The following is a 23,982-nucleotide window of genomic DNA, read 5'->3' on the forward strand; positions in this document are numbered from 1 at the left end:
TACCCGGGCCCATCAGTCCGGATATCTGCGTTCTTCAGCCCGGGCTGCGGGGGGGGGATGGGACTGGGCAGCAGAGACTTTGGGTGGGAGATGGAAGATTGAAATGCATTCGGTCCATCGGTTATGCATGGTTGCAAAACTTTTATTTATGGAGTCTGTTTAGCGGTAGGATCACGGAAAAACGAGAACCTTCTTTCAGTTGCGAATATACATTAATCGTACCTCCCAGACCTTCTACAATAGTTTTGCAGACTGAAAGTCCTAAACCGGCACCCTGTACGAATGAATTGATTTTATAAAAGCGCTCGAATACTTTTTTATATTGATCGCTTGGAATACCGCAACCGGTATCGGCAACGAATACATATATTTTCTCACCATGATCCGACAGGGCATATCCGATATCTATATGCCCTTTTACTGTAAATTTTGCCGCATTATCCAACAAGTGCTCTATCACTTGCCGTAGGCGCACAGCATCTGTTTCTATTTCAACATTATCTGTGGGTAGCAGCAAATTAAACTGTACCTCCTGAGGTATTCTGTTTTCATATTTCTGATAGATTTCTGTCAGAAGTCGGGTAAGTGGATATATTGTAAACTTAAAAGTCATCGTGTCGGACTCTATACATGAAAGATCAAGGACATCCGAGACCAGTGTGAGCAGATAATTACAGTTTTTACTGATTAATGCCGAGTAATCTCTGGCTTCCTCCGTATCCAAGTCGACAATCCCGCCTGCAATAAGATTGGAGAAACCGACAATAGCATTCAGGGGAGTTCGTATTTCATGACTCATGTTAGCCAGAAATGCACTTTTGAGTCTGTCGCTTTCTTGGGCTTTATTGCGTGCAGCGCGCAATTTATCTTCAGTATTTTTATGCTCCTGAATGCTATGGCATACGCCTACAATACGATAAGGTGAACCGTCATTGGTTTTGCTGAGATACATCGACTGTTCAGAAAACCACTCCCAACTTCCATCGCCCCGTTGCAGCCGATAGGAGAATGAATCGGGTATTTCTTTTTCTGATAACTGTTTTTGCAAAGCATCTGCAAGCATATCCCGTTCGTTGGGATGTACTCTGGAGAAGAACTTCTCGATTGTTATCTCACAGTCTCCTGCCGGGATACCCAGATAAGAAAACCAGTGGGCATCGATTAACATTTTATTACGTTTCAAGTCGAAAAACCATGGAAAGATCTTTGTCCTTGCCAGAATCATGCTCAGAAGGTGTTCATGCGTTACTTCATCCATTGTATTACGGAATGCTAATAAATAACGTCCGGTCTCCAACTGCATGATACACCCACTGGCAAAGAATTGCACCTTCGTTTCCAGAGAACGTATCAAAGTGTCTATTGGCAATTTCTCCATATCCGTTTCCGAAGACTTCAATCGGGCGATCAGTTCCGGGAAGATATCTTTTTCTTGGTGGATGATTGAAATGATGTCTGTTATTTTATGTCCGGAAGGATCCCGGGGGATCTGTAAATCCTCGCATGCCAAGTTGTTGATACCGGAAATGATTTGTTCGGTATTGAAAAAGATCACACCGGTCTGCATGGTTTCAAGAATCCTGGCGGAATAATCATTGGCTTCCGGATAGCCATTTCCTTTTTGAGTTTCCCCGTTTCGGAGTAGCGCCGTTTTTGATTTAATAGAAGAATTCGACATTTATATTTTTATTAGAGTAAAAACATGTTTTCCAAACAATGCATTTATAGACAAAGGTATTTATAAAACTGTATCTATTGTTATTTGGGCAATTATTGCCTATTAATAGTGAAAAACACATCATTTCTTTAGTTGGCTATATTTTCCGTTTAGATAAGTGTGAGAACTGACCGGGTTAAAAAAGATGAAATAGAATGGTGGTTGTTTGATAAAAAGGAACTTTTTCTGTCCTTTGCAGTACCTCCGTCACATAAAACTTTGGAATGAACGCAAAATGGCAGATAATGTAAAAGCAAACAAAATGAACTCTCAGGCCGACGATGACATTGGATTTGGGATCTATACGGATATTGCAGATCTTCCTATGACCGGTTGTCCGTCTTATATTGAAGAGGGGATCGGCGGTGTATGCGAATCGGGTACGGCAACTATCGTAGTTTTTGATGTTCCATTCCAAATCGTACCGAATGTGGTCATTACCCTGATGCCGTGGCAACTCGTTTTTATCAAAGAGATTAGTGAGGATTTCAGGATCACTTTTTTCAAAATTTCCAAAGATATGTTTTCAGAAACTCTGAGTACATTATGGAGACCCGCTTCCGGGTTTTTGCTGTACATGCGCAAGCATATTGTATCAATCCCGGACGGGGAGTTGATCGGTCGTTTTTTGGCGTATTGTAATCTTCTGGTATACAGGATGAAGCATACACCGCAAAATTGTCGTCAGGAATCAATCATGCAACTGTTAAGGGTTTACTTCTGGGATGTCTATACTGTGTATATCAATGATCCTCAGGCTGAGAAGAGTCTGAAGTTTACACGTAAAGACGAATATGTCTATCAATTTGTACGTCTGATTATAGAAGATCATTCTCCGGATAAAGATGTGGCCTATTTTGCACAGAAACTGGGTATTTCTCCCAAAAGGCTCACAAATCTTATCCGGAGTATCAGTGGTCAATCAGCGCGTGAATGGATTGTTTATTATACCATTCTTGAGATCAAGTCATTGTTACGGGAGTCATCCCTGGACATTAAGTCGATTGCCGCCAGGGTTAATTTTCCCGATCAAACGACATTGAGTAGGTATTTTCGTCATTATACCGGAGTAACGCCATCCCAATACAGAAAAAATATTTATTTTTGATCTGAATCAGATTCGGGAAATTTTGTTAATTGGTCTTTGGGTTTTATCTGATCAGACTCAGGCTGCCGGTTGCTTTATTTATAGCTTTCTTCTCTGCACAAATACCGATACCTACATAGTGCAGATCATCTTCATTGGCACTATACATTTCACGTTCATATTCATCATAAGTTCTGGATTGTTGGGCAATAGTGGAAAAGTCAACCAGTACCAGATCTTCAATTTCTAAAGAGTGGAAATAGTTCCGGAGCTCTTTTATCTTCTCCTGTGAAGCTCCAAGTATAGGAATCGGCAGTTGTGTTATGCCCAAATGCCTTTCACCTTGTTTATCATATACATCATGACTCACAATGTTGCTGACTCTGCACCCTAGCGTCATGGATAAGACACTGGCAATATTGGCTACTATGCCCGTAGGTTGAGCGTTATCGATCACTAAAACACATTTGTGTGTGGCATTTGAAAGAATCTTTGTTTCCATATATTCTATATACTTTTGTACCTGCAAAGGTATCTATAATGGATTATTTTCCTATGTCTCAACTAAAAATACGATATAATTCCTATATTTGCCCGTATCTTTATCCGATTTTCCTGAAAAGGCGAATCGAAAACATTAAAAATAGGAAAAAAGACTATGGGGCAATTAGACAAAACGGATGTTGAAATACTTCAGGTATTACAGAAAGATGCGAAAGTGAACACTAAAGAGCTTTCTGAGAAGCTCCATATATCAAAAACGCCGATATATGAACGCATCAAACGACTCGAAAATGATGGGTATATAAAAGGATATGTCGCTTTGGTGGATAATAAAAAAGTCGGATTGCCTTTGATTGTTTTCTGTAATGTCTCTCTGGCAGTTCACGACGACGAACATATAAAGCGCTTTCAAGAGGAGATCAAGGAGATCGATGAAATTATGGAGTGCTATTCTACCGGCGGTATTTATGATTTTTTCATTAAGGTGGTCTTGAAAGATCTGGATGCCTATAACCGATTCGTTTTTGAGAAACTGACTAAAGTTCACGGTATAGTTAAGATGCAGAGTTCGTTTGTTCTTAGTGAGATTAAACATACGACAGTTTTGAATATAGACCGATGACCTTATGCGCAGATGGGTGATGAATAGCTGCGATAAAGAAATTATGGAGGGAGTAGCGCTTTCCAATTCAGGAAGATATTTTCATCTTCGTTGAACGGCGGAAGTAATATTTTTATGGAGTCATCCATCATGGATGTCTGATACTTCCTTTCTAATTTTTTATAATTTTTTTATTGACGCGGGCTATAGCATAGTTTTCATCGGGTTGCACTCCAATACATTTTCTGACTTCGACTTCCGGATGAAGCATACATAGCAAAAAGGCTGACCATTCGTAAGTATACCAATATCCGTTGATGTAATTTAAATAAATGCCATTTCTGTTATTTTGTTCCCGGCGTAATACAATCTCTATTTTTTCCATGTTTTAGGGTCGGAACTTCTTATTTTGCAATTTTTTCTCTGAATTCGCTCGGAGTGATTCCAAGTCTTTTTTTACAGTAAGTAGTGAAATGTGAAGGTGAAGCAAAATGAAAGGTTCTGGCTATTTCACTGATCGGTATATTACGATTGGCTAATTGCCCTTTAATATGGCGTGTTTTTTGATTAAGAATCCAATTGTAGGGAGTATCGTGAAAGCAGCTTTTGAATTTACGATTGAAAGAACGTTCGGAACAATGATATAATTGTGCAAACTGTTTGATGTTTCGTATCTGCAGGTAGTTTTCCAATACGAAACTTTTGAAATTCGGATCTCGCCCTGTGATGGGCATCAGGAAGTGGGCCATATCTGTTCGATTGTAGAATGTACCGAATACCATGAATATCTCTTTCTGTTTCAGTTCATGCATATGACTACACTGAACTTTCTGTTTGAGATAGAAGCAAATACTGTCCAACACATGTCGTAGCGGAGGACAGATAGATAAGGAATAAAAACAACTCTTTTCAGACTCAAGATGAATGGCAGACAATTCAATCGACATTTTACTGTGAAGATTGACTTGATTGTCGAAGAACAGTAGTATAAATTCTGTTTCTGTCATGCTTTTGCTTTGATTAGGATCGTTTTGGGGAAAGAGAACCATGTGCCCTTCAACGATGTGCTGATCGTGAAACTCGCTGCAGGATGTCAGTATTTCCCCTTTTAAAAGAAATAAGATACACGAGTGGTGATGGTTATCTATCTTAAAATCGCCCCCGGAGAAGAGTCTTTGATGAATAAAGCATATATTGTAATCTGATACATAATTGAGGCAAGTGGTGTGTCGTTCTATATGTAATAATTTCATAGTTAAACTATTTCTTGTTTAATAATTATACGAAAACAAAAAAACAGAGCGGGAAGTTTTATATTAAAAAGACACAATGTTCTATAATCGTGCCATCTTTTTTCTTTTTGTTTTTTTATAGTTATATCTGCCTTTCGCTTTCATTTTTTTATCTATTTTTGTCTTTTTCATAGATTATATACCCAAAGGGAATTAATATCATGATACAGACAATACAAGTACAAGGAACAGAAAAACGCTTATACCAACTTATTGCTCCATTGGTGATGAATCCGGATGTTTTAAGTGCAAATAATAATTATCCTTTTAAAACGACAGAACAATACGTGTGGTTCATTGCTATTGATAAAAAATCGGTTGTTGGTTTTATGCCGGTGGAGCATAGAAGGAGCGGATGCGTAATCAACAACTATTATGTCAGCGGTGATAACCGTGAAACACTCTCATTATTAATCTCCAGTGTTTTGGAAGCAATCGGAAAAGAAGTACGTTTGTTTGCCGTTGTTATGGTCAACCATCAGGCTGTATTTGAGGAACACGGGTTTATAATGGAGAAGGCATGGAAACGTTATGTAAAAATGCAAAAAGATGAATGATGACTAAAACTACAACTGTACCTAAAAATGTGTATGAACTGGCGCAAGAACGTTTGCGTATCGTCTTCAATGAGTTCGATAATGTCTATCTTTCCTTTTCGGGAGGAAAAGATAGCGGAGTGCTGTTGAGCTTATGTATTGATTATATTCGCCGGAATAACCTGAAGATAAAACTCGGGGTTTTCCATATGGATTATGAGATACAATATAAGATGACGATTGACTATATAGCCCGTATGTTGGAAGACAATAAGGATATTCTTGAAGTATACCGGGTTTGTGTACCTTTCAGGGTAGCTACCTGTACTTCCATGTACCAGTCTTTCTGGCGTCCGTGGGAAGATAGTAAAAAAGACCTCTGGGTACGTCCGTTACCTGAGAATGCCATGACTAAAGAAGACTTTCCTTTTTATAATACACAAATGTGGGATTATGAGTTCCAAATGCGTTTTGCCAGTTGGCTTCATGAGAAAAAGGATGCCGTGCGCACCTGCTGTCTGATCGGTATTCGTACGCAGGAAAGTTTCAATCGTTGGCGCTGTATTTACCTCAATCGCAAGTACCAGATGTATCATCGTTATCGGTGGACTTCGAAGGTAGGAAACGATATCTTTAATGCATATCCTATATACGACTGGAAAACTACGGATGTATGGACTGCTAACGGAAAGTTTAAGTGGGATTACAATAAACTATACGACTATTACTATTGGGCGGGAGTCAATCTGGAACGTCAGCGCGTTGCCAGCCCGTTCATAGGTGAGGCACAAGAGAGTCTGGCACTTTACCGAGCCATCGATCCGAATACGTGGGGGAAAATGATAGGCCGTGTCAATGGAGTGAACTTCACGAGTATGTATGGAGGAACCCATGCGATGGGATGGCAGTCCATTAAGCTTCCGGAAGGATATACCTGGCGGGAATTCATGTATTTTCTGCTTTCCACTTTGCCCGACCGTGCCCGAAACGGATATCTCCGGAAGTTACAGGTCAGTGTACAATTCTGGCGTAATAAGGGAGGGTGTCTGAGTGACGAAACTATTCGTAGGCTGAATGAAGCCAAGGTACCTATTATTGTAATGGACAACTCCAATTATAAAACGACCAAGAAGCCGGTCCGCATGGAATATCAGGATGATATTGATATTCCGGAGTTCAGGGAAATCCCCACCTACAAGCGCATGTGCATCTGTATTCTGAAAAATGATCATGCTTGCAAGTATATGGGATTCTCTCCGACAAAAGAGGAAATGAGTAAACGAAATCAAGTAATCGAACAATATAAAAACATATTGCAATGAGTATAAAGAAAAGTCCGGTATATAATGTAATAGCAGTTCCCGTAGAAAAAGTACAGGCCAACGATTACAATCCGAATGTGGTGGCTCCTCCGGAGATGAGGCTTCTTGAACTTTCTATCTGGGAAGACGGCTTCACTATGCCCTGCGTCTGCTATTATGATAAGGAAAAGGATGTTTATATCCTTGTCGACGGTTTCCACCGTTATTCTGTGCTGAAGACTTCGAAACGTATCTTTCAGAGAGAAAACGGGATGTTGCCTATTGTGGTAATCGAAAAGGATCTTTCCAATCGTATGAGTTCCACTATCCGCCATAATCGTGCCCGGGGTACGCACAATATAGAACTGATGTGCCATATTGTTGCCGAACTTGATAAGGCAGGCATGTCCGATCAATGGATTATGAAGAATATCGGTATGGATCGGGACGAGTTGTTGCGCTTAAAGCAAATATCGGGTTTGGCCGATCTGTTTGCCAATCGTGACTTCAGTGTTCCCGAAGATGACCAGCCGGGAAATGTAGATAAGAAACCTACTCGTTAAAGTTTGCCTTGCAGGCGTGGATTTTATAGATGCATATACTGTCGTCAGCAGATATATGCCGTATAGAATCTATGCCTGTTTTTTTGCCTCTCTGTTTGTCCGAATCGCAACGTTCGGTTACCTTATTTGCGGAAAATGAAACTGCACAGAACTTTTCCCTCCCTTTTTTATATTTAGCAACTTCACTTCATTAAAGCCCCATTATTAGAAGTTTTATTACTCTTTCTTCCTCTATAAGAGAAATGAATACAATTTCCGGAATGATACAATTCCGCGATATTTGTCATATTCATTTTGAGCAAGTTTTAGTCAGTATATATAATAGAAGAAACGAGTATGAAAAATCTAATTCTGTTTGGAGCCGCAATATCGATTTCAGTAGCTGTAAGTGCACAGCATGTCGCTCTGAAAAATAATCTCCTGTACGATGCTACCACCACACCCAATCTGGCATTAGAGGTAGGGTTGGGGAAGAAGACCACGCTTGACCTGTATGGCGGCTATAATCCGTTTACGTTCGGAAATCACAAGCGTTTCAAGCACTGGCTGGCACAGCCGGAATTCCGTTACTGGACCTGTGAGCGTTTCAATGGAACCTTCTGGGGGGTACATTTGCATGGAGGTGAGTTTAGCGTGGCCGGTATCAGTTTACCTTTCAAAATATTCCCTTCTCTTAAAGACCATCGCTATGAAGGATACTTCTATGGAGGAGGTGTCAGTGTGGGACATCAATGGCTGTTGAGTAAACATTGGAGCCTGGAGGCCTCGGTCGGAGTGGGATATGCTTATTGGGTATACGATAAGTATCGTTGTGTGAATTGCAGTCCTAAAATAAAGAGTGGGCATAAAAACTATGTCGGTCCTACCAAAGCGGCTGTTTCATTGGTCTACTTTATTCGCTAAGTTGAATTTGATAAAAAATGAAAGATATGAAAAAGTTTTATTTTCTGATATTGGGCATCGCCCTCTGCGACATGGTTGCGCAGGCGCAAAATTCATACGAAGGTCATATCGGCTTCGGACAACACCATGTGGTTCGGAAAGGAGGGGAGTTGAACGTGGAGGTATCCCTTGATTTAGGGGCTGTAAAGCTGGCTGCACAGCAAATGATTGTGCTTACACCGGTCTTGCGATCTACAGAAGGAGAAGAACAACAGCTATTAGCTCCGGTAGTGATAGCCGGACCCCGTCGCTATCGGGTGCTGAAACGATCTTTAGCTTTCGGCACTGACAATTTTGAAATGTCTCCTATGCTTGTCGAGAAACGAAAGAGCGGTACTCCCCAGACTGTGAATCTTCACTTCGGATTACCCTATCATGAATGGATGCGCCGGGCAGAGCTGATTTTACGTGAAGAGGTGACCGGTTGTGCCGATTGTCCTGTCAGTCAGGGTGACCATACCGTTATAACATCGGTATTCGACGAACAATTTACACCTCGTTATGAGCTGAGTTATGTGACTCCGCCGGTAGAACCGTTGAAGCAGCGTAGCGAGACACATACAGCCTATCTGAATTTTGAGGTGGACAAATATGTATTGCTGCGCAATTATAAGAATAATGCCAACGTGCTTGCTGATGTCGACCGGATTGTCAATGAGATACAAAACGATTCCAACCTGACCGTAACGGAATTTCGGGTGACAGGCTATGCATCTCCTGAAGGTAACTATAGCCGCAACATGAAGTTGTCCGAAAACCGTGCATTGGCATTTGTCGGTTATCTGCAGAATCACGGAGGAGTTGACGAATCTCTGTTGACAGTCGATTGGAAAGGAGAAGACTGGTCCGGCCTGCGTCGTGAAGTTGCGGCTTCGAGTCTGATTGATAAGGGAGCTATACTTGCCGTTATCGACGGATATACGGATTTCGCCACACGAAAAAATCGGTTGCAGGCGCTGAATGGAGGAACTACCTACCGGATGTTACTGAGGGACTATTATCCGCCTTTACGTCGTAATGAATATACCATTTCTTATGTGGCGCGTGCTTTCAATGTAGACGAGGCGAAGCAACTTATTAAAACCAAACCTCAGTACCTCAGTCTGAATGAAATGTTTCTCGTGGCGAATACTTACCCCAAGGACAGCGGTGAATTTAAAGAGGTGTTTGACATTGCTGCCCGCATTTATCCCGATGACCCGGTAGCGCGGCTCAACACTGCGGCACTTGAACTGGAGAATGGCGCTATAGATGCTGCCATAGTCCGACTTCAGAAGTCGGATATGCCTGAAGCATGGAATAATTTAGGAATCGCATACATCTTGAAACAAGATTATAAGAAAGGAGGAGAGTATCTGGAAAAAGCGATTGATGCCGGCATTCAAGCGGCAGCATATAATATGGGGCAATTAGCAGCTTGGCTAAAGACCCAGGAGTGACTTATAAATGTATTTTTTTTAATTAAACAATTGTAGAACTATGAAAGTAGAATGGAAAAAACTAATGTTCGGCCTCGCAATCGGAGCCGGAATGATGATGATGGCATCTTGTAGTGATGAAGAGAATTTTGACCCTGGTGGAAGTACCGGTAAGGAAACTCCGGAACCGACCGAGAAAGCATTTCTCTCCATGCGCCTGTCTACCGGTTCGTTGGCCGGTACCCGGGTGGCAGTCGACCCGACAACTTCGGGACGTACTGAAGAGCAAGTCGTGAATCATGTACGCATGGTGCTGTATGAAACCAAGAATAATACCGTGCGTTACTCTTGGGACCTGAATGTATCTACTGACGGAATGAATGAATTTACCGGAGGAGATGTAGTGAGAGGAGAAGATGTGCCATCGGCTACGCCGACTGTGAGTCGTTTTGTTACAGTAGGTCGTGAAGTGGTGAAACAGGATTATGAGTTATTGATATTGATCAATCCTCCCGGTGAATTGCTGGAGATTACCGGACAGGGAAATCCCAGAAGTTATTTATCGCGTGCAGCCAATATGACAAAAGAGTCGCTGATACAGCCTTATGGTATTGCTGCCGATAATAACTTTTATATGACTAATCATCAGGACCTTATTTTTGTTCCTGAGGTGGAGTTGAGGGATAATCAACGGATGGCCGAAGAAAATCCGGTAAGGGTCGAGGTGGAACGTGCGGTAGCTAAAGTCGTTGTCAGCGGAGTGCCTGAGGTAGTACCGCACGGTGATCGGATTGACAATCTGAAATGGGGACTGGATGTGACCAATATGTATACCTACTGGATGCGTAAGATGACTTTTATAGCTAACTCGGGTGGTGTTCCGAATGAAATGGAACAACTCAATGCCGGATACCGCGAGGAACGCTATGCCGAAGATCCTAACTTTACAAGATTCAGTTCCTGGAATGGAGGAAACCCTGTCGGACAGTTTGAGTATTTGTCAGGAACTCCGGAGTTGAGCAAGAATTTTGATGACTATGATTATACGCTGGAAAATACGATGGACGCTGCCGACCAGCGGCATGACGTAACTACCCGTGTAGTGATTAGCGGAACTTACACGCCGAATGGCTTCGGATCGGTTGCGACTCGTAACGGAGGGGGCATCAGTTTCTACTATTTCAAAGGCAATGCTATCAGAGTGGAAGCCATGCGGGATATGGTAAATGACAGGGGGCAGATTCCTCAGGAATTACGTGATGCAGGTTTGGAACAGGCTATAGAGAACGTACTGGCCTGGAACCCGAATGCATTTAATTCACCTACGGCTTCTTTTTCGGAGGGTGGCATTAATTTCTACTATCAGGGAGTGTGCTATTATACGGTTCTGATTCGTCATTTCTCCAATAACATGGTACCTGTATTGATGGGATACGGACGCTATGGTGTGGTACGGAATAATGTATATCAGCTTAGTATCAATAAGATTATCGGTCCGGGACAGCCGGTGATCAATCCTCCCGGGACAGATCCGGATGACGAAGACACTTCCTGGATCTCGGCTGACGTCAACATTATGCGGTGGTATATCCGTAATCAGAATGTAGAGGAACTTTTATAAATTCTTTCTTATAAACTAAACTGAAGTAACTATGAACAGATTTATCGGATACATACAGGTTGCATGTTGCTGCCTTCTGCTATGTGCTTCCTGCGTCAGAGACGGGATGGATGAAGATTGCAACTCTTATGTCCGCTTTGTATACGACTACAACCTGGAATACATAGACTTGTTTCATAAGCAGGCAACCAAGATGAACCTGTATGTATTCGATGAAAAAGGTGTATTTGTGACAGAATTGAAAGAAGAATCCGGTGCTTTTGCACCGGATTACCTGATGACTTTACCCGGAGCCATGGCAGGCAGAAGATATATTTTTGTGGCTTGGTCGGGGTTGTATGGCGAGTCGTATGACAAAGTTACCCTGACTCCCGGGGTATCTACGTTGGAAGATCTGGAAGTCAGTGTCAACAATCTGAAAACCTGGATTGGAGGAGGGGTGGTCGACAGAGAACTCCATTTACTGTGGCATGGCAAACAGACGGAGGTATCTCCACAGTATAATAATGATATCACCACTGTCTCTTTGCTGAAGAATACGAAGAAATTCCGTATCATCATGCAGATGCTCGACGACAGCAGTATTCACGTGGATGATTATGATTTTCGAATTATTTCGCCCAATGGGAGGTACAACCATGAAAATGGGCTTTTGGGAGACGAAACGGACGAGAAAGTGGAATATACTGCTTATCATACCGAAGACGATCCTGAGACCGGAGCTATAGCCGAACTGAATACGTTGCGTCTGATGACTGATACCGAAAACAGATTGGTTATCACGCATAAGTCATCGGGTAATGTGATTCTTGACATCCCCTTGAATAAATATCTTAATGCGCTGAGGCTTCAGCAATATGCTGATATACCCTTGCAGGAATATCTGGACCGTGCCGATAAACACGGTATTATTCTATTCTTTAAAGGTATGGATGGCAACGGAAATTATATAAGTGTGGATGTACAGATCAACGGTTGGCTGATCCGGAAGCAAGAGGTCGATGGAGTTTAAGTATCAGGGTGTAGCTATCCGTTCCGGATGGCTACACCCTAATGCCGATATGGCTACACCCTTTCTTCTGCAGGGTGTAGCCATATTTTTATACAGGTATTGGTCGGTCGGGGGTTACAGGGTGTCGATGAAACTCTTCTGCTGTTCCAGGAAAGTAATTCTTTGGGACTCTCCGCTTTCTGAAATCAGTGTGGAGTGTCTTTTCAATGATTGTATCCAGTCTTTTTGTATGCCGCAAATTCGTGGGCTTTGAGAGTCCATTGAGTTAATAGAATATACCCGGAGGAGACTGATTTGGAAATCTTTCTTTTCTATATAGCTGTAGGTTGCTTCAAAATCGATATTGGATAAGTAAATGGCTACTTTGTTTCCGTTACTGAATTCACCTTTTGCGGATATCTGTTCCAGTTCATGCAGCAACAGCTCCAGTTCGTTTTTTAAATGTATCAGGTCTGTTTCCGAAATCAGATTGAGGCCGGCAAAATACTTCATCTCTTTTACAAACGAGTAGAAGACATTGCTGTCCCATATAAAACAGGTCTTTCTGCACGCTTTGACAGCCTCACTCAACAGTTTATGGGCATGGACCGCTTTGTCCGGTATGTGCATTCCCGATAAGCTGTTTGGGGTACGTATTTTTCCATTTTGATAAATCCATCTGCACAGGCGAAACTTTGATAAGTATTCGTACGAAGAATAGAGGGTGAAAGGAATTACGTTCGAAGCGGTATATATCTTCGTGCTGATATCATCTTTTACGTAGTTGAATATGCGCAGATAGCGTTCTATAATCTCATAATAACTTTCCAGAGGATCGGGTGAGTGAAGCAGGTTTAAATCGAAAGTCACACGGTTCGACTGGTGATTTCCAATAATCTGATCAATTGATATTCCCAGTTTGCATGAAATCATGGCAATTTCGTCAAAGGTGAAAGCCACTTCGCCTCGTAATCTTCGGTATACAGCCTCTTTTCCCATACATAGGGCATCTGTCAGGTAGTTGGCCAGATTTATTCCACGGGGAATCCGTTCTTTCATTGCTGCAATGAGTTCGTTAACGATATAATTTTTCATAACTGCCGTTTGGGTTATTGATTAATAATATTGCGAGAATCACAATGGCTTGTGACATATGCAAATATAGAGTAAGTAGACCGAACTTTTGTATGGTATATCATGTGTAGAAAAAAGAGGGATTTTCTGATTGGAGAATTATTGTCGGAGGGATGGCTGGAGAATGAAAAAAAACAGATGGCAATGCCATCTGTTTCCGATAATTGTCACTGTTCTCCTACCTTGTTTCGTTTTTCGTTTTTAATAAAGTTATAAGGTATTTATTATTTCACGCTGTTCATTAAAGAAACGTATACGTTGCATCTCTCCGCTTTCGGATATTTGAGTTGAGAATTTTTTGAGTGATTGTACCCACTCTTTCAGGCTGCGGAACATGCCGTCATCCTGCGTTGTGATGGCATTGATGGAGTATATGCGTATCATACTGATATGGCTGTTGCTGGTTGCCACATAGCTATAGGTGGCATCGAACTTGATATTTGAGATATAGATACGTACATCGTTACCGGTTTCATACTTACCTTTTCCGGCCAACTCTTCCAATTCATCCGTCAGAAGCAATAAATCGTCTTTTATCAACTCTTTGTCTTCTTCCGAAACCAGGTGGATTTCCGAAAAGAACTGTATGTCTCTCACTACATGTTCGAATACGGTATTGTCCCAGATATAATCAGTCGTCTTCATCTGCTGTGTCATATTGACAAAGTCTTTCTGGATGTTATATATTTTGTGGGGAATTTCCAGTTCATCAAAATGCTTGCATTTGATATTTTCATTCTGGTACATCCATTTAAACAGACGAAACTTTGAAAGTACATCATGTTTGAGATATAATGCTTGAGGCAATATGTTTGAAGAGGTTGCCATTTCTGTAGTGGGATCTTCCCGGATGTTATCGAATGCATCGACATATTTCGTGAGAATATCGTGATAGGTTTCGAATGTATTGGTATGGTGTACGACGTTCAGGTCGAATACCGCATTGTTGCTGAAACTCACACCGATCATCTTGTCGAGCGATATTCCCATTTTTCTCGAGATGACGGCAGCTTCTGCCAAAGTAAACGGTACTTCTCCCCGCAGTCGGCGATAGATGGCCTCCTTACCTATATATAAAATGTCCATTAGAGTGTTTGCCAGGTTGGTTCCGGTCGGCATCTTTTCTTTTGCGGCTTCTATTAAGCCTATATTTAATTCGTTTGTTATCATAATTTTCAGTTTGTACTGTTTCTCTGTTTAACACTTTTATCCCCCGGCTTGTTTCGCAATTCGCAACTATTTTTTATTTGGTGCCCTTACTTGCAAAAAGAGGAAGTCTGTCACGATCAATCTACATATAGAGAAAGGGCCGGAGGGATAGAAACATTCTGCCGGTCACAAATATCCTTCAATCCCGATGTAGTTTTGTGACATAAGCCGGAAAGCTTGTTCTTTTATGTCAAACCCCTAAAGCAATTACGATGGATTTAGAAAAGGTATTAATTAGAGAGATAAACAATGATAGTCGTATTTTTCTGTATAAAGAAGGAGATTGCTGGAGTGCGCACGATAATTCCGCACGGCATCTTTGCTTTTTATATTCGCAGTTCAATGCGTATGATCGCATTTATCAGGCGTATGAGATTGTATTAAAGTGCGTTATGCTGAGTAATGCAATGATTGAGAAGTTTATCGAACATACATTGGTGAGTACGGTTCATGAAGATGAAATTGAAATCTGCATTCCAAAAGAAAAAAGAGCAGAATTTGAAAGCTGGCGTAGTACGTCCGGGGTATAAAAGAATTTTTAGAATCAGTTTCTTTTTATTAAAAATATATGTTCGAAAAACTTGCATATTTTAATCAAATCTTATACATTTGTCCAGATATAGATGAGAAGAGAGCATGTATTTGCCCTTTGTCATTATAAAATAATTACATGAAAAGAATCTTAGTTAGCGGAGGTGCGGGTTTTATTGGTTCGCATCTTTGTACCCGGCTAATCAACGAGGGGCACGACGTTATTTGTCTGGATAATTTTTTTACCGGATCAAAAGAAAATATTATCCATTTGATGGATAACCACCATTTCGAAGTGGTACGTCATGATATAACATTTCCATATAGTGCTGAAGTAGACGAAATATACAACCTTGCCTGCCCGGCGTCTCCCATACATTATCAGTACGATGCCATTCAAACCATTAAAACATCCGTAATGGGAGCTATCAATATGTTGGGGTTAGCCCGTAGGCTCAATGCTAAAATATTGCAAGCTTCAACCAGTGAGGTTTACGGAGATCCGGAGGTTCATCCGCAACCTGAATCTTATTGGGGAAATGTCAATCCGATCGGCATCCGTTCTTGTTATGATGAAGGGAAACGTTGTTCTGAAACTCTCTTTATGGATTATCACCGGCAGAATAACGTACGCATTAAAATTGTTCGTATTTTCAATACATACGGTCCTCGGATGTTGCCGAATGACGGGAGAGTGGTTTCTAATTTTCTTATCCAGGCACTGAAGAACGACGATATTACTATCTATGGGACAGGTGAGCAAACCCGTAGCTTCCAGTATATTGATGATTTGGTTGAGGGTATGATCCGGATGATGAATACGGGTGATGATTTTATCGGACCGATAAATCTTGGCAATCCGAATGAATTTTCCATGCTTCAGTTAGCGGAGAAGATCATCCAAAAGACCGGATCGAAGTCGAAGATTACTTTTAAGCCCCTGCCGCACGACGATCCCCAACAGCGTAAGCCTGATATCAGACTGGCACAGGAGAAATTGGGTTGGCAACCGACTATTTTGCTGGATGAAGGTTTGGATCGTATGATTGACTATTTCAAAATGAAGTATAAGTTATAATAAAATAAGAACTCAAGATTAAAGCTACATAAAGATGAATATGGAAATTAATCCCTCGGAATATAAAATTCTCATTGTAGACGATGTTATGTCCAATGTCCTTTTATTGAAGGTATTGCTGACCAATGAGAAGTTTAACATAGTGACAGCTAGCAATGGGAATCAGGCATTGGACCAAGTAAAGAAAGAGAATCCCGACCTGATATTGCTGGATGTGATGATGCCGGATATGAGTGGTTTTGAAGTTTCTCAAAAGTTGAAGGCGGATCCCGAAGCGGCCCATATTCCGATCATCTTTTTGACCGCATTGAATAGTACTGCCGATATAGTCAAAGGATTTCAGGTAGGCGGCAACGATTTTATCTCTAAACCTTTTAATAAAGAAGAACTGATTATTCGGGTCAGTCATCAGATTTCTTTAGTAGCGGCCAAACGTATTATTGAAGCCAAAACGGAGGAACTTAAAAAGACTATTATCGGGCGTGATAAGCTTTATTCTGTGATTGCCCATGACCTCCGTTCGCCTATGGGATCTATTAAGATGGTGCTTAATATGCTGATTCTTAGTTTGCCCAAAGAAAAAATCGGCGAAGATATGTATGAGCTGCTGACTATGGCCAATCAGACTACCGAAGATGTGTTTTCGTTGTTGGATAACTTACTGAAATGGACAAAAAGCCAGATAGGTAAGCTTAAAGTCGTATATCAGGATATCGACATGGTGGAAGTTGTAGAGGGAGTAGGAGAAATCTTCGCAATGGTTGCCGGCCTGAAGAATATTCGTTTGCGAATTGAATCGCCGGAATGTCAGGCGGTACATGCCGATATCGATATGATAAAGACGGTGATACGCAATTTAATAAGCAATGCCATTAAATTCAGTAATGAAGGTTCCGAAGTTCTTATAAAAGTTGAAGAGTCGGATGGAATGTCGGTAGTTAGTGTTAAAGATAGCGGATGCGGTATTGACGAAGAAAGCCAGAAAAAACTGTTGCATACCGATACACATTTCAGTACATTCGGTACTAATAATGAAGAAGGTTCGGGACTCGGGTTACTTTTGTGCCAGGATTTTGTTGTGAAAAATGGAGGAAAGTTGTGGTTTACTTCTGTTAAAGATGAAGGTTCAACTTTCTATTTCTCGATTCCACTGAAAAAATAAGGATTCCGATAGCGATGGAAGAATCGTTCCGAATATAGATTATTCTAATAAAAATGGAGATGTACTCCCATTCATCACAGGGTGAACTTTATCAGTGTTATCTGTGATGTCTTAACATAATAAGTAAACCCCGAAAGTTTTTTGTCCAACTTTCGGGGTTTACTTCATTTCGACACAGATCCATTTTTTCTATTGCCGGATTCCGGTGTTGTTTCTGGGATTATATATGGATAGGAGGTTTTTATTATCGTTTGCACATTGCTTTAAAATCGCAATATTCACATTTCTTTGTATCCTCTGTTTGAGTGAATTCCTCTTTGTCATCGTATATCTCTTCAAGCAATTTCAGGAGACGCTCACGGAATTCATCTTCATAAACCGAAAAATCATCGACCGGCAGTTTAGGCTTGCGAGCTTCTCCTATTTCAATTACAGGAGAGTAACTCTCGGAAGCTGCCCGATGAATATAGAGTAGCGAGGGAGCTACTTTTAGTGCCTGTTGCCGTGCCATAATGGCGGCGTATAGGAAAGTTTGGAAGATGTAGTTGGGGCGTCCTTCGGCAGGTGTGAATAATTGTTCTATATTTGCCGGTACTTTGGGGCTGCCTCCGGTCTTATAATCCACAATTCGGAGTGTACCTTCTTTGCTATCCATACGGTCGATGGTGCCTCCGATTCTTAGTGATAACTTTCCCACAGGCCCTTCTATCCGGATATCCTCCACTACTTCCTGTTCCATACCCATCATTCGGAAAGGGGCATATTGCAGGTCATTACGCAGCAGTTGGCGGAGATACGAAGTGATAACCTTTGAGTTTATTAGCTGGATTCCGTTATACTCGGGCTTCTCGTCGATAGGAACATGAAAAAATATTTCTTTAAAAGCTATATCCACGTAGTTTTGAAGACGGATATTATCGCGCAATAGGCGTTCAAGATCTTCTTTATGGACATCTCGTTTGTTGGCTGTCAGATCTAAATAAACCAATTGGGCAGAACGGTGGAAGATGGTTCCGAACAGGGCGGAGTCAATTTCAGCACTGACTTCATCGGGAGCTTTAAGGCGTGCCACATAACGGAAATAAAACTTCAGCCGACAATCAAGATAGGTGTTTAATGCTGAAGGCGAAAGTATTAGGGCATCCGGGTTGCGTGAGAAGTCATAAGTCCGGTATAAACGGTCAATAATTTCCGGGGTTTTTGTAATGCGGATTTCCTTGCTGTTTTGTGGCGATTGTCCGGCTTCAAGATATTCACGGCTGATTTCATGTGGCCATTCAATCAGAAACTGTAGCATGAAACGTGACCATTCTCCTCTGTTTAACCCATCTGATGAGGTGTTATACATTAAGGTTATATTTTCTGCACGCTGAATCAGGCGATAGAAATAATAGGCATAAACAGCATTCTTATGTTCAATAGTAGTCATGCCGAAAGCTTTGCGTAAATTATAAGGGATGAATGATGACTCACCTCCCGATTTGGGCAATTGGCCTTCATTAAGCGATAGAAGGAGCAAGTTACGGAAGTCGAGGTTACGTGTTTCCAATACTCCCATGATCTGCATTCCTATAGCCGGTTCACCATGAAAAGGAATGTTGGCTGCATTCAGTATTTTATTTAATAAACGTTTCAGAGTTTCTATGCGTACCTGCAATTCGTTGTTGTCTATCAGATTGAGCAACCTGTTGACTAATGTGAAACTTTTGAAGAGAGATTCACGGTACAGCTGATTGAAAATGTCATCGCTTTCCTGTTCCTGACGATATAAAACAGATACTTCTTTCAGCAGTTCCGTGATGTAGACACAGAGTTCACGGATACCATTGCGGGGCGTAAACAATATGTCCAGAAATTTGTCTTTCTTTAATTCGGATGGAAAAGGATAAAAACGGTTGGTCTTTGTAAGTTCCCGTTGCAGCGGCTCAGCTTTATCTGAGAGGCGGCGGGTATAGGGATGTTTCAATACCGTCTGTACGGCATCATAGATATATCGTCCCGAGTCTGTCCGGTATCCGCTGGTTTGCAGTTCGAGTATGGCGTTGATAAAACTATATACCGGAGTCTGTGCTAACGGAAATCCCATGGTGATATTGACATTCCTTACTACCTCCGGTATAGAGTGCAAAACAGGGAGAAGTAAAGCTTCATTGCACAGCACAACGGCATTTTCTTTTTCTTCGTTACTCAGGTTCTCATGTACCCATTGAGGCAGATAACGGGCTTGTGCGTTCTCGGTTGGGGAAGAGATAAAACGAACTTTTTTGGGTTTTATCAATTCATTGAACAATTCGGCAGGAAGCTCATTGGGGAAGAGTTTGAGATTGCGGTTGATAAATTCTCCGGCCTCATGGCGTTGTTTTTGCCGGGAAGGAAGCTGAGTGTAAAACACGTCATAATCCCAATAGAAAAGAGCCTTACCCGCATTCTGCAATTGTTGGAAGAAGTGAGTTTCCACCTTGTTCAGTACGTTGAAGCCGACAAATACATAGCAGTCATATTTCAATGAATCCGGTTCAAGTTGTTCAATAACGTTTCGGTAGAGCATACCTTCGTAGGCAAATCCTAATTCTTCCAGCTTTTTATGATATCGGTGATAAATATCACCCAATTTATCCCAAAGAGAAATAAACTTTTCTTTTAACAGTGTTCTCTTTTCGATAGAAAAATTTTGGAAAAACTGCTGGATAGCCTGTTCTTGCTCTTGGTCGAGAAATTCATAATCATCCATGACATTCTTTAAGTCCTGCAGATTAGTAAATAACTTATCTGCATGAACCAGATTTTTGTCTACATCATCAAAATCACTGATTAATAACTCACCCCAGAAGTAGAAGTCGTCCAGTGATTCGTCACTATTTGTTTCTTCACGGAATATTTTATAAAGCTCGCATACTAACCGAATCGGATCTCCTAGTTTTAACACCGATAAATGCTGAAATAATTCGCTGATACTTAAATATGCCGGTGACCAAAGAGGTTGATCGGACTGATTTGCCAAATGTTCATTAAAGAACAGACTGGCACGTTTGTTAGGGAATATGATAGCTGTGCGTGACAGATCATTTCCTATTTTACAGTAAAGGTCCTGCGCGACCAATTGGAGAAATGTTTTCATACTTTTTCGATTATTTCTTCTTCTACATACCACAGATAACCTGTGATGTTTTTGTATCCCATTCGGGAGAGGAGCTGCATGTATCCTTTTACCTGTTTGTTGTATTTTTTGTTTGCTTTACCAAATTTGAAGTCTACCACAACTACTTGCTCGTTTTTCATCATTACACGATCAGGGCGACGGGTTTGTAATACACCTTTGTCTTTGTAAATGATTGCGCACTCGTTGAACAATCTCCATTCACCGGAGTACCACTCTTGTACTTCAGGCAGGGAGAAGGCCTTTACGGTCAGAGAACGTATTTGTTCTTCCGCTTCTTTGCTGCCAATGATTCCCTCGAATATCAAGCGCTGAATGGCCGGTTCTATGTCATCCTTGGTCTCAATGGCAGAAAATAAAGTATGCAACAATTGTCCGTGATTTATGAAGCGGTCATCGGATTCTTCTTCAGAAAGCCCCTTGATAAAATCAGCAGATCGGTTGGACTGTCGGAATTCTATATCCGGATGCATAGATTCCATATTGATCGGAAGTTTCTCCGGTTTGCGAGTCAGCTTGTTACCTGAATCGATTTTTTTCTCATTTTCGGATGGGCAAAGGTCACCTAATTCATATACCTGTTCTTCATCCCATTCCTGATCTAATTTGTTGGCGGCCTGTGGTAGTGCTCCGGTTAGCAATTCGGCCATTGTATTTCTTTGTCCTTTCCGACTCCAGATAATCAAATTTTTGCCGGCACGTGTAAATGCTACGTAAAGCAGATTCAGATTGTCTACCCATAGTTGCAGGCGTTCGTGTAAATAATCTGTGCGGTATACTGATTCTGCCATGGCGGAAGAGTAATTTACCGGCACAATATCCAACTCGTTGAAAGGGGCTTCTTGAGGTACGCACCAGACGAGTTGGTTGTTTGTTTCATTTTCCAGTTTCCAGTCGCAGAAGGGTAGGAGTACCGTATGAAATTCCAGTCCTTTGGATTTATGTATTGAAAAGATACGTATACCCTCCACTTCGCCACTCGGAATTGTTTTCCCGGATAACGTCTCGTTCCAATATCGTATAAAGCTGTCCGGATCAGAAGAGTGGCTTTGCAGATAATCGGTTACTGCATCAAAGAAAGCAAACAGGTAAGCATCCTGTTGTTCAATACGGTGCAGTTCAAATAAACTGAAAAGTTCCTCTAACAGTTCATACAGAGGCATTAACCGTAGTTCTGCCATTCGTTCCAGAAAAGCCGGTGGAAATAATTCTTCGGCTTTATGGAGGAGCAGCGAATTGAGATCATACTCCGAATGAAGTATTTGTAATTGGTAATTAGTGGCCAACTGTGCTTTCACGATCCGATTCTCCGGATCGGAAAGATAGCGCAAGGCATCCAACATCATACAGATGGCGAGCGAGGCATCCAGACGAAAGGCTTCGTCAGACACAATCTTATAATTTAGTTGTTTATCGAAGTAATCGGCAATACGCGGAATACTTTTATTCTTTCTTACGAGAATAGCTATATCGTTCAGTTTGACGCCGGATTGTAACAGATGTTCTACTTCCATTCCCAGGCTGATAAGGGTTTGTTCTGTATAATCGTGTTCTTCGTCCGGTTCGAGAAACTCTACCTTAACGTATCCTTGTTGTTTGTTTCGGAGGGATTCCTGTTCCACGTCGGCATATGCATTGATCAGAGGCTCACAAATACTTCCCAACTGCTTATTATACATTTCGTTGAGATAGTCCACAGCCGCGGAGAATATACTATTGTTGAATCGTATGATATTGGTTTCACTTCGGCGGTTGGTTTTTAACGTTTCTGTACGGATAGAAAAATATCCAAGTTGCTTGTTTAATCCGTTAAGGATTCCCCAATCGCCGTTTCGCCAACGATAAATAGATTGCTTGACATCACCTACAATCAAGCTGTCGGCTCCTTGAGACAATCCTTCAAGTAGCAGGAGTTTAAAATTATCCCATTGCATTCGACTGGTGTCTTGAAATTCGTCTATCATCACATTGCGGATGTTAGTTCCGATTTTTTCGAAAACAAAAGAGGAATCACCGTCTTTCACTAATTGGTGGAGCAAAGCGTTGGTATCCGAAAGGAGGAAACGATTGTTTTCACGATTCAGTTGACGTACTTCTTCATCAATATTGGTTAAAAGCCGGACTTTGTTCAGGTGCTGTGTCGACAGTCGGCAGCTGTTCACTATTCGATTGTTGCGTGAGCGATATTGTTCGGCATTTTGTAGAAGTGGCATTAAGATGGAAGAAGCCAACAATATAATATCCGTATATTGTTTTGATGTTTTTGCAGCCCAATTAGTCTCGTCATCGAGGCATTTGATTACAGTAGCATTGACTATCTCGTCTCCGAGTATACCGTTTTTTAGTTTATTGAAATAGCTTCCTATTCCTTTGGCTCCGTTCTTTAAATCAGTTGGTTTCAGTGATTGACTGGAAAGTACATTTTCAAACTGTTGAGCGAACTCTTTCATCTGTTCAAGAGCGGCTGTTTCCATCTCTTTTAATGTCTTACGATAATTATGGATTACATTCGGGTCACGGAGGCGTCGGCGGAGACCATCACCTTTCTCGATGTATCCTTCATCAAAAATATTCCGTCCGAAACTTTTGATCTCATCCGAAACATTCCAGCGTTTATCGTCAGCGATACGTTCATCTATATAATCGAGCAGCCATACCAGTACAGGTGAATTGGGTCCCAACTTTTCAATCATACTGTCCACAGCATCGCTCAATACTTCTACGTTGTTCAGTTCGATATTCAGATTGGGACTCAATTCAAGTTCACGAGCCAGATTACGCATGACCGATTGAAAAAAAGAATCAATGGTTTCGACGCGGAACCGACTGTAGTCATGAAGCATATAACCCAAAGCTATGCCTGCCGTTGTTCGTATCTCGTCTTCCGAATGCCCTGTCTCGGCAATTATGCGTTTTAGATAGGCATCCGAATCCGGATCACCTATCTGTATTCCATATAATTGACTAAGAATACGCTCCTTCATTTCAGCAGTAGCTTTATTAGTAAAGGTTACTGCTAAAATCTGGCGATAGGCGCGCGGATTCCGGATTAGTAACTTGATATATTCAACAGCCAGGGTGAAGGTTTTTCCGGACCCGGCGGAGGCTTTATAGACAATGAGTTCGCTCATTCACAGT

20 protein-coding genes are annotated in these 23,982 nt (G+C 41.4%); 12 read left to right on the forward strand and 8 right to left on the reverse strand.

What is annotated here, in order from left to right; genetic code table 11:
* Positions 1 to 142: 142 nt before the first annotated feature.
* The gene (locus BSHG_RS07515; protein WP_008660058.1) at positions 143 to 1,678 is read right to left on the reverse strand and encodes a sensor histidine kinase; all 1,536 of its coding nucleotides are present in this window, start codon (positions 1,676 to 1,678) and stop codon (positions 143 to 145) included.
* A gap of 301 nt (positions 1,679 to 1,979) precedes the next feature.
* Between BSHG_RS07515 and BSHG_RS07510 the strand changes: the two genes are divergently transcribed.
* Positions 1,980 to 2,825, forward strand: coding sequence for a helix-turn-helix domain-containing protein (locus BSHG_RS07510; protein WP_005794262.1), 846 nt, complete (start codon positions 1,980 to 1,982; stop codon positions 2,823 to 2,825).
* A gap of 43 nt (positions 2,826 to 2,868) precedes the next feature.
* Here the strand turns inward: BSHG_RS07510 and BSHG_RS07505 are convergent, their stop codons facing one another.
* The gene (locus BSHG_RS07505) at positions 2,869 to 3,306 is read right to left on the reverse strand and encodes a DUF2000 domain-containing protein (protein ID WP_005787381.1); all 438 of its coding nucleotides are present in this window, start codon (positions 3,304 to 3,306) and stop codon (positions 2,869 to 2,871) included.
* 156 nt (positions 3,307 to 3,462) lie between these two features.
* Here BSHG_RS07505 and BSHG_RS07500 point away from each other — a divergent pair, with 156 nt between their 5' ends.
* A complete protein-coding gene (locus BSHG_RS07500; RefSeq protein ID WP_005794261.1) occupies positions 3,463 to 3,930 on the forward strand; it encodes an Lrp/AsnC family transcriptional regulator in 468 nt (155 codons plus the stop codon).
* A gap of 151 nt (positions 3,931 to 4,081) precedes the next feature.
* Here BSHG_RS07500 and BSHG_RS23545 read toward each other — a convergent pair whose 3' ends face one another.
* Positions 4,082 to 4,294, reverse strand: a complete 213-nt coding sequence (locus BSHG_RS23545; RefSeq protein WP_232282868.1) for a hypothetical protein — start codon at positions 4,292 to 4,294, stop codon at positions 4,082 to 4,084.
* 19 nt (positions 4,295 to 4,313) lie between these two features.
* Positions 4,314 to 5,162 (reverse strand): helix-turn-helix transcriptional regulator, encoded by an 849-nt coding sequence (locus BSHG_RS07495; protein WP_005794260.1) that lies wholly within the window; start codon positions 5,160 to 5,162, stop codon positions 4,314 to 4,316.
* 200 nt (positions 5,163 to 5,362) lie between these two features.
* On the opposite strand from BSHG_RS07495, the gene BSHG_RS07490 reads away from it, so the two are divergent.
* From BSHG_RS07490 to BSHG_RS07460, 7 genes are all read left to right on the forward strand, one after another.
* Positions 5,363 to 5,758, forward strand: coding sequence for a hypothetical protein (locus BSHG_RS07490; protein ID WP_005787390.1), 396 nt, complete (start codon positions 5,363 to 5,365; stop codon positions 5,756 to 5,758).
* The gene (locus tag BSHG_RS07485) at positions 5,755 to 7,059 is read left to right on the forward strand and encodes a DUF3440 domain-containing protein (RefSeq protein WP_005787392.1); all 1,305 of its coding nucleotides are present in this window, start codon (positions 5,755 to 5,757) and stop codon (positions 7,057 to 7,059) included. The genes BSHG_RS07490 and BSHG_RS07485 overlap by 4 nt, the downstream gene beginning before the upstream one ends.
* Positions 7,056 to 7,601 (forward strand): IbrB-like domain-containing protein, encoded by a 546-nt coding sequence (locus BSHG_RS07480; protein ID WP_005787394.1) that lies wholly within the window; start codon positions 7,056 to 7,058, stop codon positions 7,599 to 7,601. Before BSHG_RS07485 ends, BSHG_RS07480 begins: the two co-directional genes overlap by 4 nt.
* A gap of 336 nt (positions 7,602 to 7,937) precedes the next feature.
* Positions 7,938 to 8,504 (forward strand): DUF3575 domain-containing protein, encoded by a 567-nt coding sequence (locus BSHG_RS07475; protein WP_008660065.1) that lies wholly within the window; start codon positions 7,938 to 7,940, stop codon positions 8,502 to 8,504.
* A 26-nt stretch (positions 8,505 to 8,530) separates the two neighbouring features.
* Positions 8,531 to 9,982, forward strand: a complete 1,452-nt coding sequence (locus BSHG_RS07470) for a DUF3868 domain-containing protein (protein ID WP_008660067.1) — start codon at positions 8,531 to 8,533, stop codon at positions 9,980 to 9,982.
* Positions 9,983 to 10,022: 40 nt separating this feature from the next.
* Positions 10,023 to 11,582, forward strand: a complete 1,560-nt coding sequence (locus BSHG_RS07465) for an Mfa1 family fimbria major subunit (RefSeq protein ID WP_008660069.1) — start codon at positions 10,023 to 10,025, stop codon at positions 11,580 to 11,582.
* Positions 11,583 to 11,613: 31 nt separating this feature from the next.
* Positions 11,614 to 12,594 carry a FimB/Mfa2 family fimbrial subunit gene (locus BSHG_RS07460; protein WP_008660071.1) on the forward strand — a complete coding sequence of 327 codons (981 nt, stop codon included), beginning with the start codon at positions 11,614 to 11,616 and terminating at the stop codon, positions 12,592 to 12,594.
* 114 nt (positions 12,595 to 12,708) lie between these two features.
* Here BSHG_RS07460 and BSHG_RS07455 read toward each other — a convergent pair whose 3' ends face one another.
* Positions 12,709 to 13,668: a hypothetical protein gene (locus BSHG_RS07455; protein WP_005794255.1), complete on the reverse strand. Its 960-nt coding sequence runs from the start codon at positions 13,666 to 13,668 to the stop codon at positions 12,709 to 12,711.
* Positions 13,669 to 13,917: 249 nt separating this feature from the next.
* Positions 13,918 to 14,877, reverse strand: coding sequence for a hypothetical protein (locus tag BSHG_RS07450; protein WP_005787400.1), 960 nt, complete (start codon positions 14,875 to 14,877; stop codon positions 13,918 to 13,920).
* Positions 14,878 to 15,128: 251 nt separating this feature from the next.
* Between BSHG_RS07450 and BSHG_RS07445 the strand changes: the two genes are divergently transcribed.
* The 3 genes from BSHG_RS07445 (at position 15,129) to BSHG_RS07435 (ending at position 17,687) form a co-directional block, all read left to right on the forward strand.
* Positions 15,129 to 15,446 carry a hypothetical protein gene (locus tag BSHG_RS07445; protein ID WP_005787402.1) on the forward strand — a complete coding sequence of 106 codons (318 nt, stop codon included), beginning with the start codon at positions 15,129 to 15,131 and terminating at the stop codon, positions 15,444 to 15,446.
* 140 nt (positions 15,447 to 15,586) lie between these two features.
* Positions 15,587 to 16,525, forward strand: a complete 939-nt coding sequence (locus BSHG_RS07440) for a UDP-glucuronic acid decarboxylase family protein (RefSeq protein WP_005787404.1) — start codon at positions 15,587 to 15,589, stop codon at positions 16,523 to 16,525.
* 34 nt (positions 16,526 to 16,559) lie between these two features.
* Positions 16,560 to 17,687, forward strand: a complete 1,128-nt coding sequence (locus BSHG_RS07435; RefSeq protein ID WP_005787406.1) for a response regulator — start codon at positions 16,560 to 16,562, stop codon at positions 17,685 to 17,687.
* Between the two features lie 244 nt (positions 17,688 to 17,931).
* Here BSHG_RS07435 and BSHG_RS07430 read toward each other — a convergent pair whose 3' ends face one another.
* Positions 17,932 to 20,805: a PD-(D/E)XK nuclease family protein gene (locus BSHG_RS07430; protein WP_008660076.1), complete on the reverse strand. Its 2,874-nt coding sequence runs from the start codon at positions 20,803 to 20,805 to the stop codon at positions 17,932 to 17,934.
* Positions 20,802 to 23,975, reverse strand: a complete 3,174-nt coding sequence (locus BSHG_RS07425) for a UvrD-helicase domain-containing protein (RefSeq protein WP_008660078.1) — start codon at positions 23,973 to 23,975, stop codon at positions 20,802 to 20,804. The genes BSHG_RS07430 and BSHG_RS07425 overlap by 4 nt, the downstream gene beginning before the upstream one ends.
* Positions 23,976 to 23,982 lie beyond the last annotated feature (7 nt).

Source organism: Bacteroides sp. 3_2_5 (assembly GCF_000159855.2).
In the GTDB taxonomy this organism is placed as follows: Bacteria; Bacteroidota; Bacteroidia; order Bacteroidales; family Bacteroidaceae; genus Bacteroides; species Bacteroides fragilis.

Coding starts and splice junctions, on each gene's coding strand:
- BSHG_RS07515 (WP_008660058.1), bottom strand. CDS start 1,678: ATGTCGAATTCTTCTATTAAATCAAAAACGGCGCTACTCCGAAACGGG.
- BSHG_RS07510 (WP_005794262.1), top strand. CDS start 1,980: ATGAACTCTCAGGCCGACGATGACATTGGATTTGGGATCTATACGGAT.
- BSHG_RS07505 (WP_005787381.1), bottom strand. CDS start 3,306: ATGGAAACAAAGATTCTTTCAAATGCCACACACAAATGTGTTTTAGTG.
- BSHG_RS07500 (WP_005794261.1), top strand. CDS start 3,463: ATGGGGCAATTAGACAAAACGGATGTTGAAATACTTCAGGTATTACAG.
- BSHG_RS23545 (WP_232282868.1), bottom strand. CDS start 4,294: ATGGAAAAAATAGAGATTGTATTACGCCGGGAACAAAATAACAGAAAT.
- BSHG_RS07495 (WP_005794260.1), bottom strand. CDS start 5,162: ATGAAATTATTACATATAGAACGACACACCACTTGCCTCAATTATGTA.
- BSHG_RS07490 (WP_005787390.1), top strand. CDS start 5,363: ATGATACAGACAATACAAGTACAAGGAACAGAAAAACGCTTATACCAA.
- BSHG_RS07485 (WP_005787392.1), top strand. CDS start 5,755: ATGATGACTAAAACTACAACTGTACCTAAAAATGTGTATGAACTGGCG.
- BSHG_RS07480 (WP_005787394.1), top strand. CDS start 7,056: ATGAGTATAAAGAAAAGTCCGGTATATAATGTAATAGCAGTTCCCGTA.
- BSHG_RS07475 (WP_008660065.1), top strand. CDS start 7,938: ATGAAAAATCTAATTCTGTTTGGAGCCGCAATATCGATTTCAGTAGCT.
- BSHG_RS07470 (WP_008660067.1), top strand. CDS start 8,531: ATGAAAAAGTTTTATTTTCTGATATTGGGCATCGCCCTCTGCGACATG.
- BSHG_RS07465 (WP_008660069.1), top strand. CDS start 10,023: ATGAAAGTAGAATGGAAAAAACTAATGTTCGGCCTCGCAATCGGAGCC.
- BSHG_RS07460 (WP_008660071.1), top strand. CDS start 11,614: ATGAACAGATTTATCGGATACATACAGGTTGCATGTTGCTGCCTTCTG.
- BSHG_RS07455 (WP_005794255.1), bottom strand. CDS start 13,668: ATGAAAAATTATATCGTTAACGAACTCATTGCAGCAATGAAAGAACGG.
- BSHG_RS07450 (WP_005787400.1), bottom strand. CDS start 14,877: ATGATAACAAACGAATTAAATATAGGCTTAATAGAAGCCGCAAAAGAA.
- BSHG_RS07445 (WP_005787402.1), top strand. CDS start 15,129: ATGGATTTAGAAAAGGTATTAATTAGAGAGATAAACAATGATAGTCGT.
- BSHG_RS07440 (WP_005787404.1), top strand. CDS start 15,587: ATGAAAAGAATCTTAGTTAGCGGAGGTGCGGGTTTTATTGGTTCGCAT.
- BSHG_RS07435 (WP_005787406.1), top strand. CDS start 16,560: ATGAATATGGAAATTAATCCCTCGGAATATAAAATTCTCATTGTAGAC.
- BSHG_RS07430 (WP_008660076.1), bottom strand. CDS start 20,805: ATGAAAACATTTCTCCAATTGGTCGCGCAGGACCTTTACTGTAAAATA.
- BSHG_RS07425 (WP_008660078.1), bottom strand. CDS start 23,975: ATGAGCGAACTCATTGTCTATAAAGCCTCCGCCGGGTCCGGAAAAACC.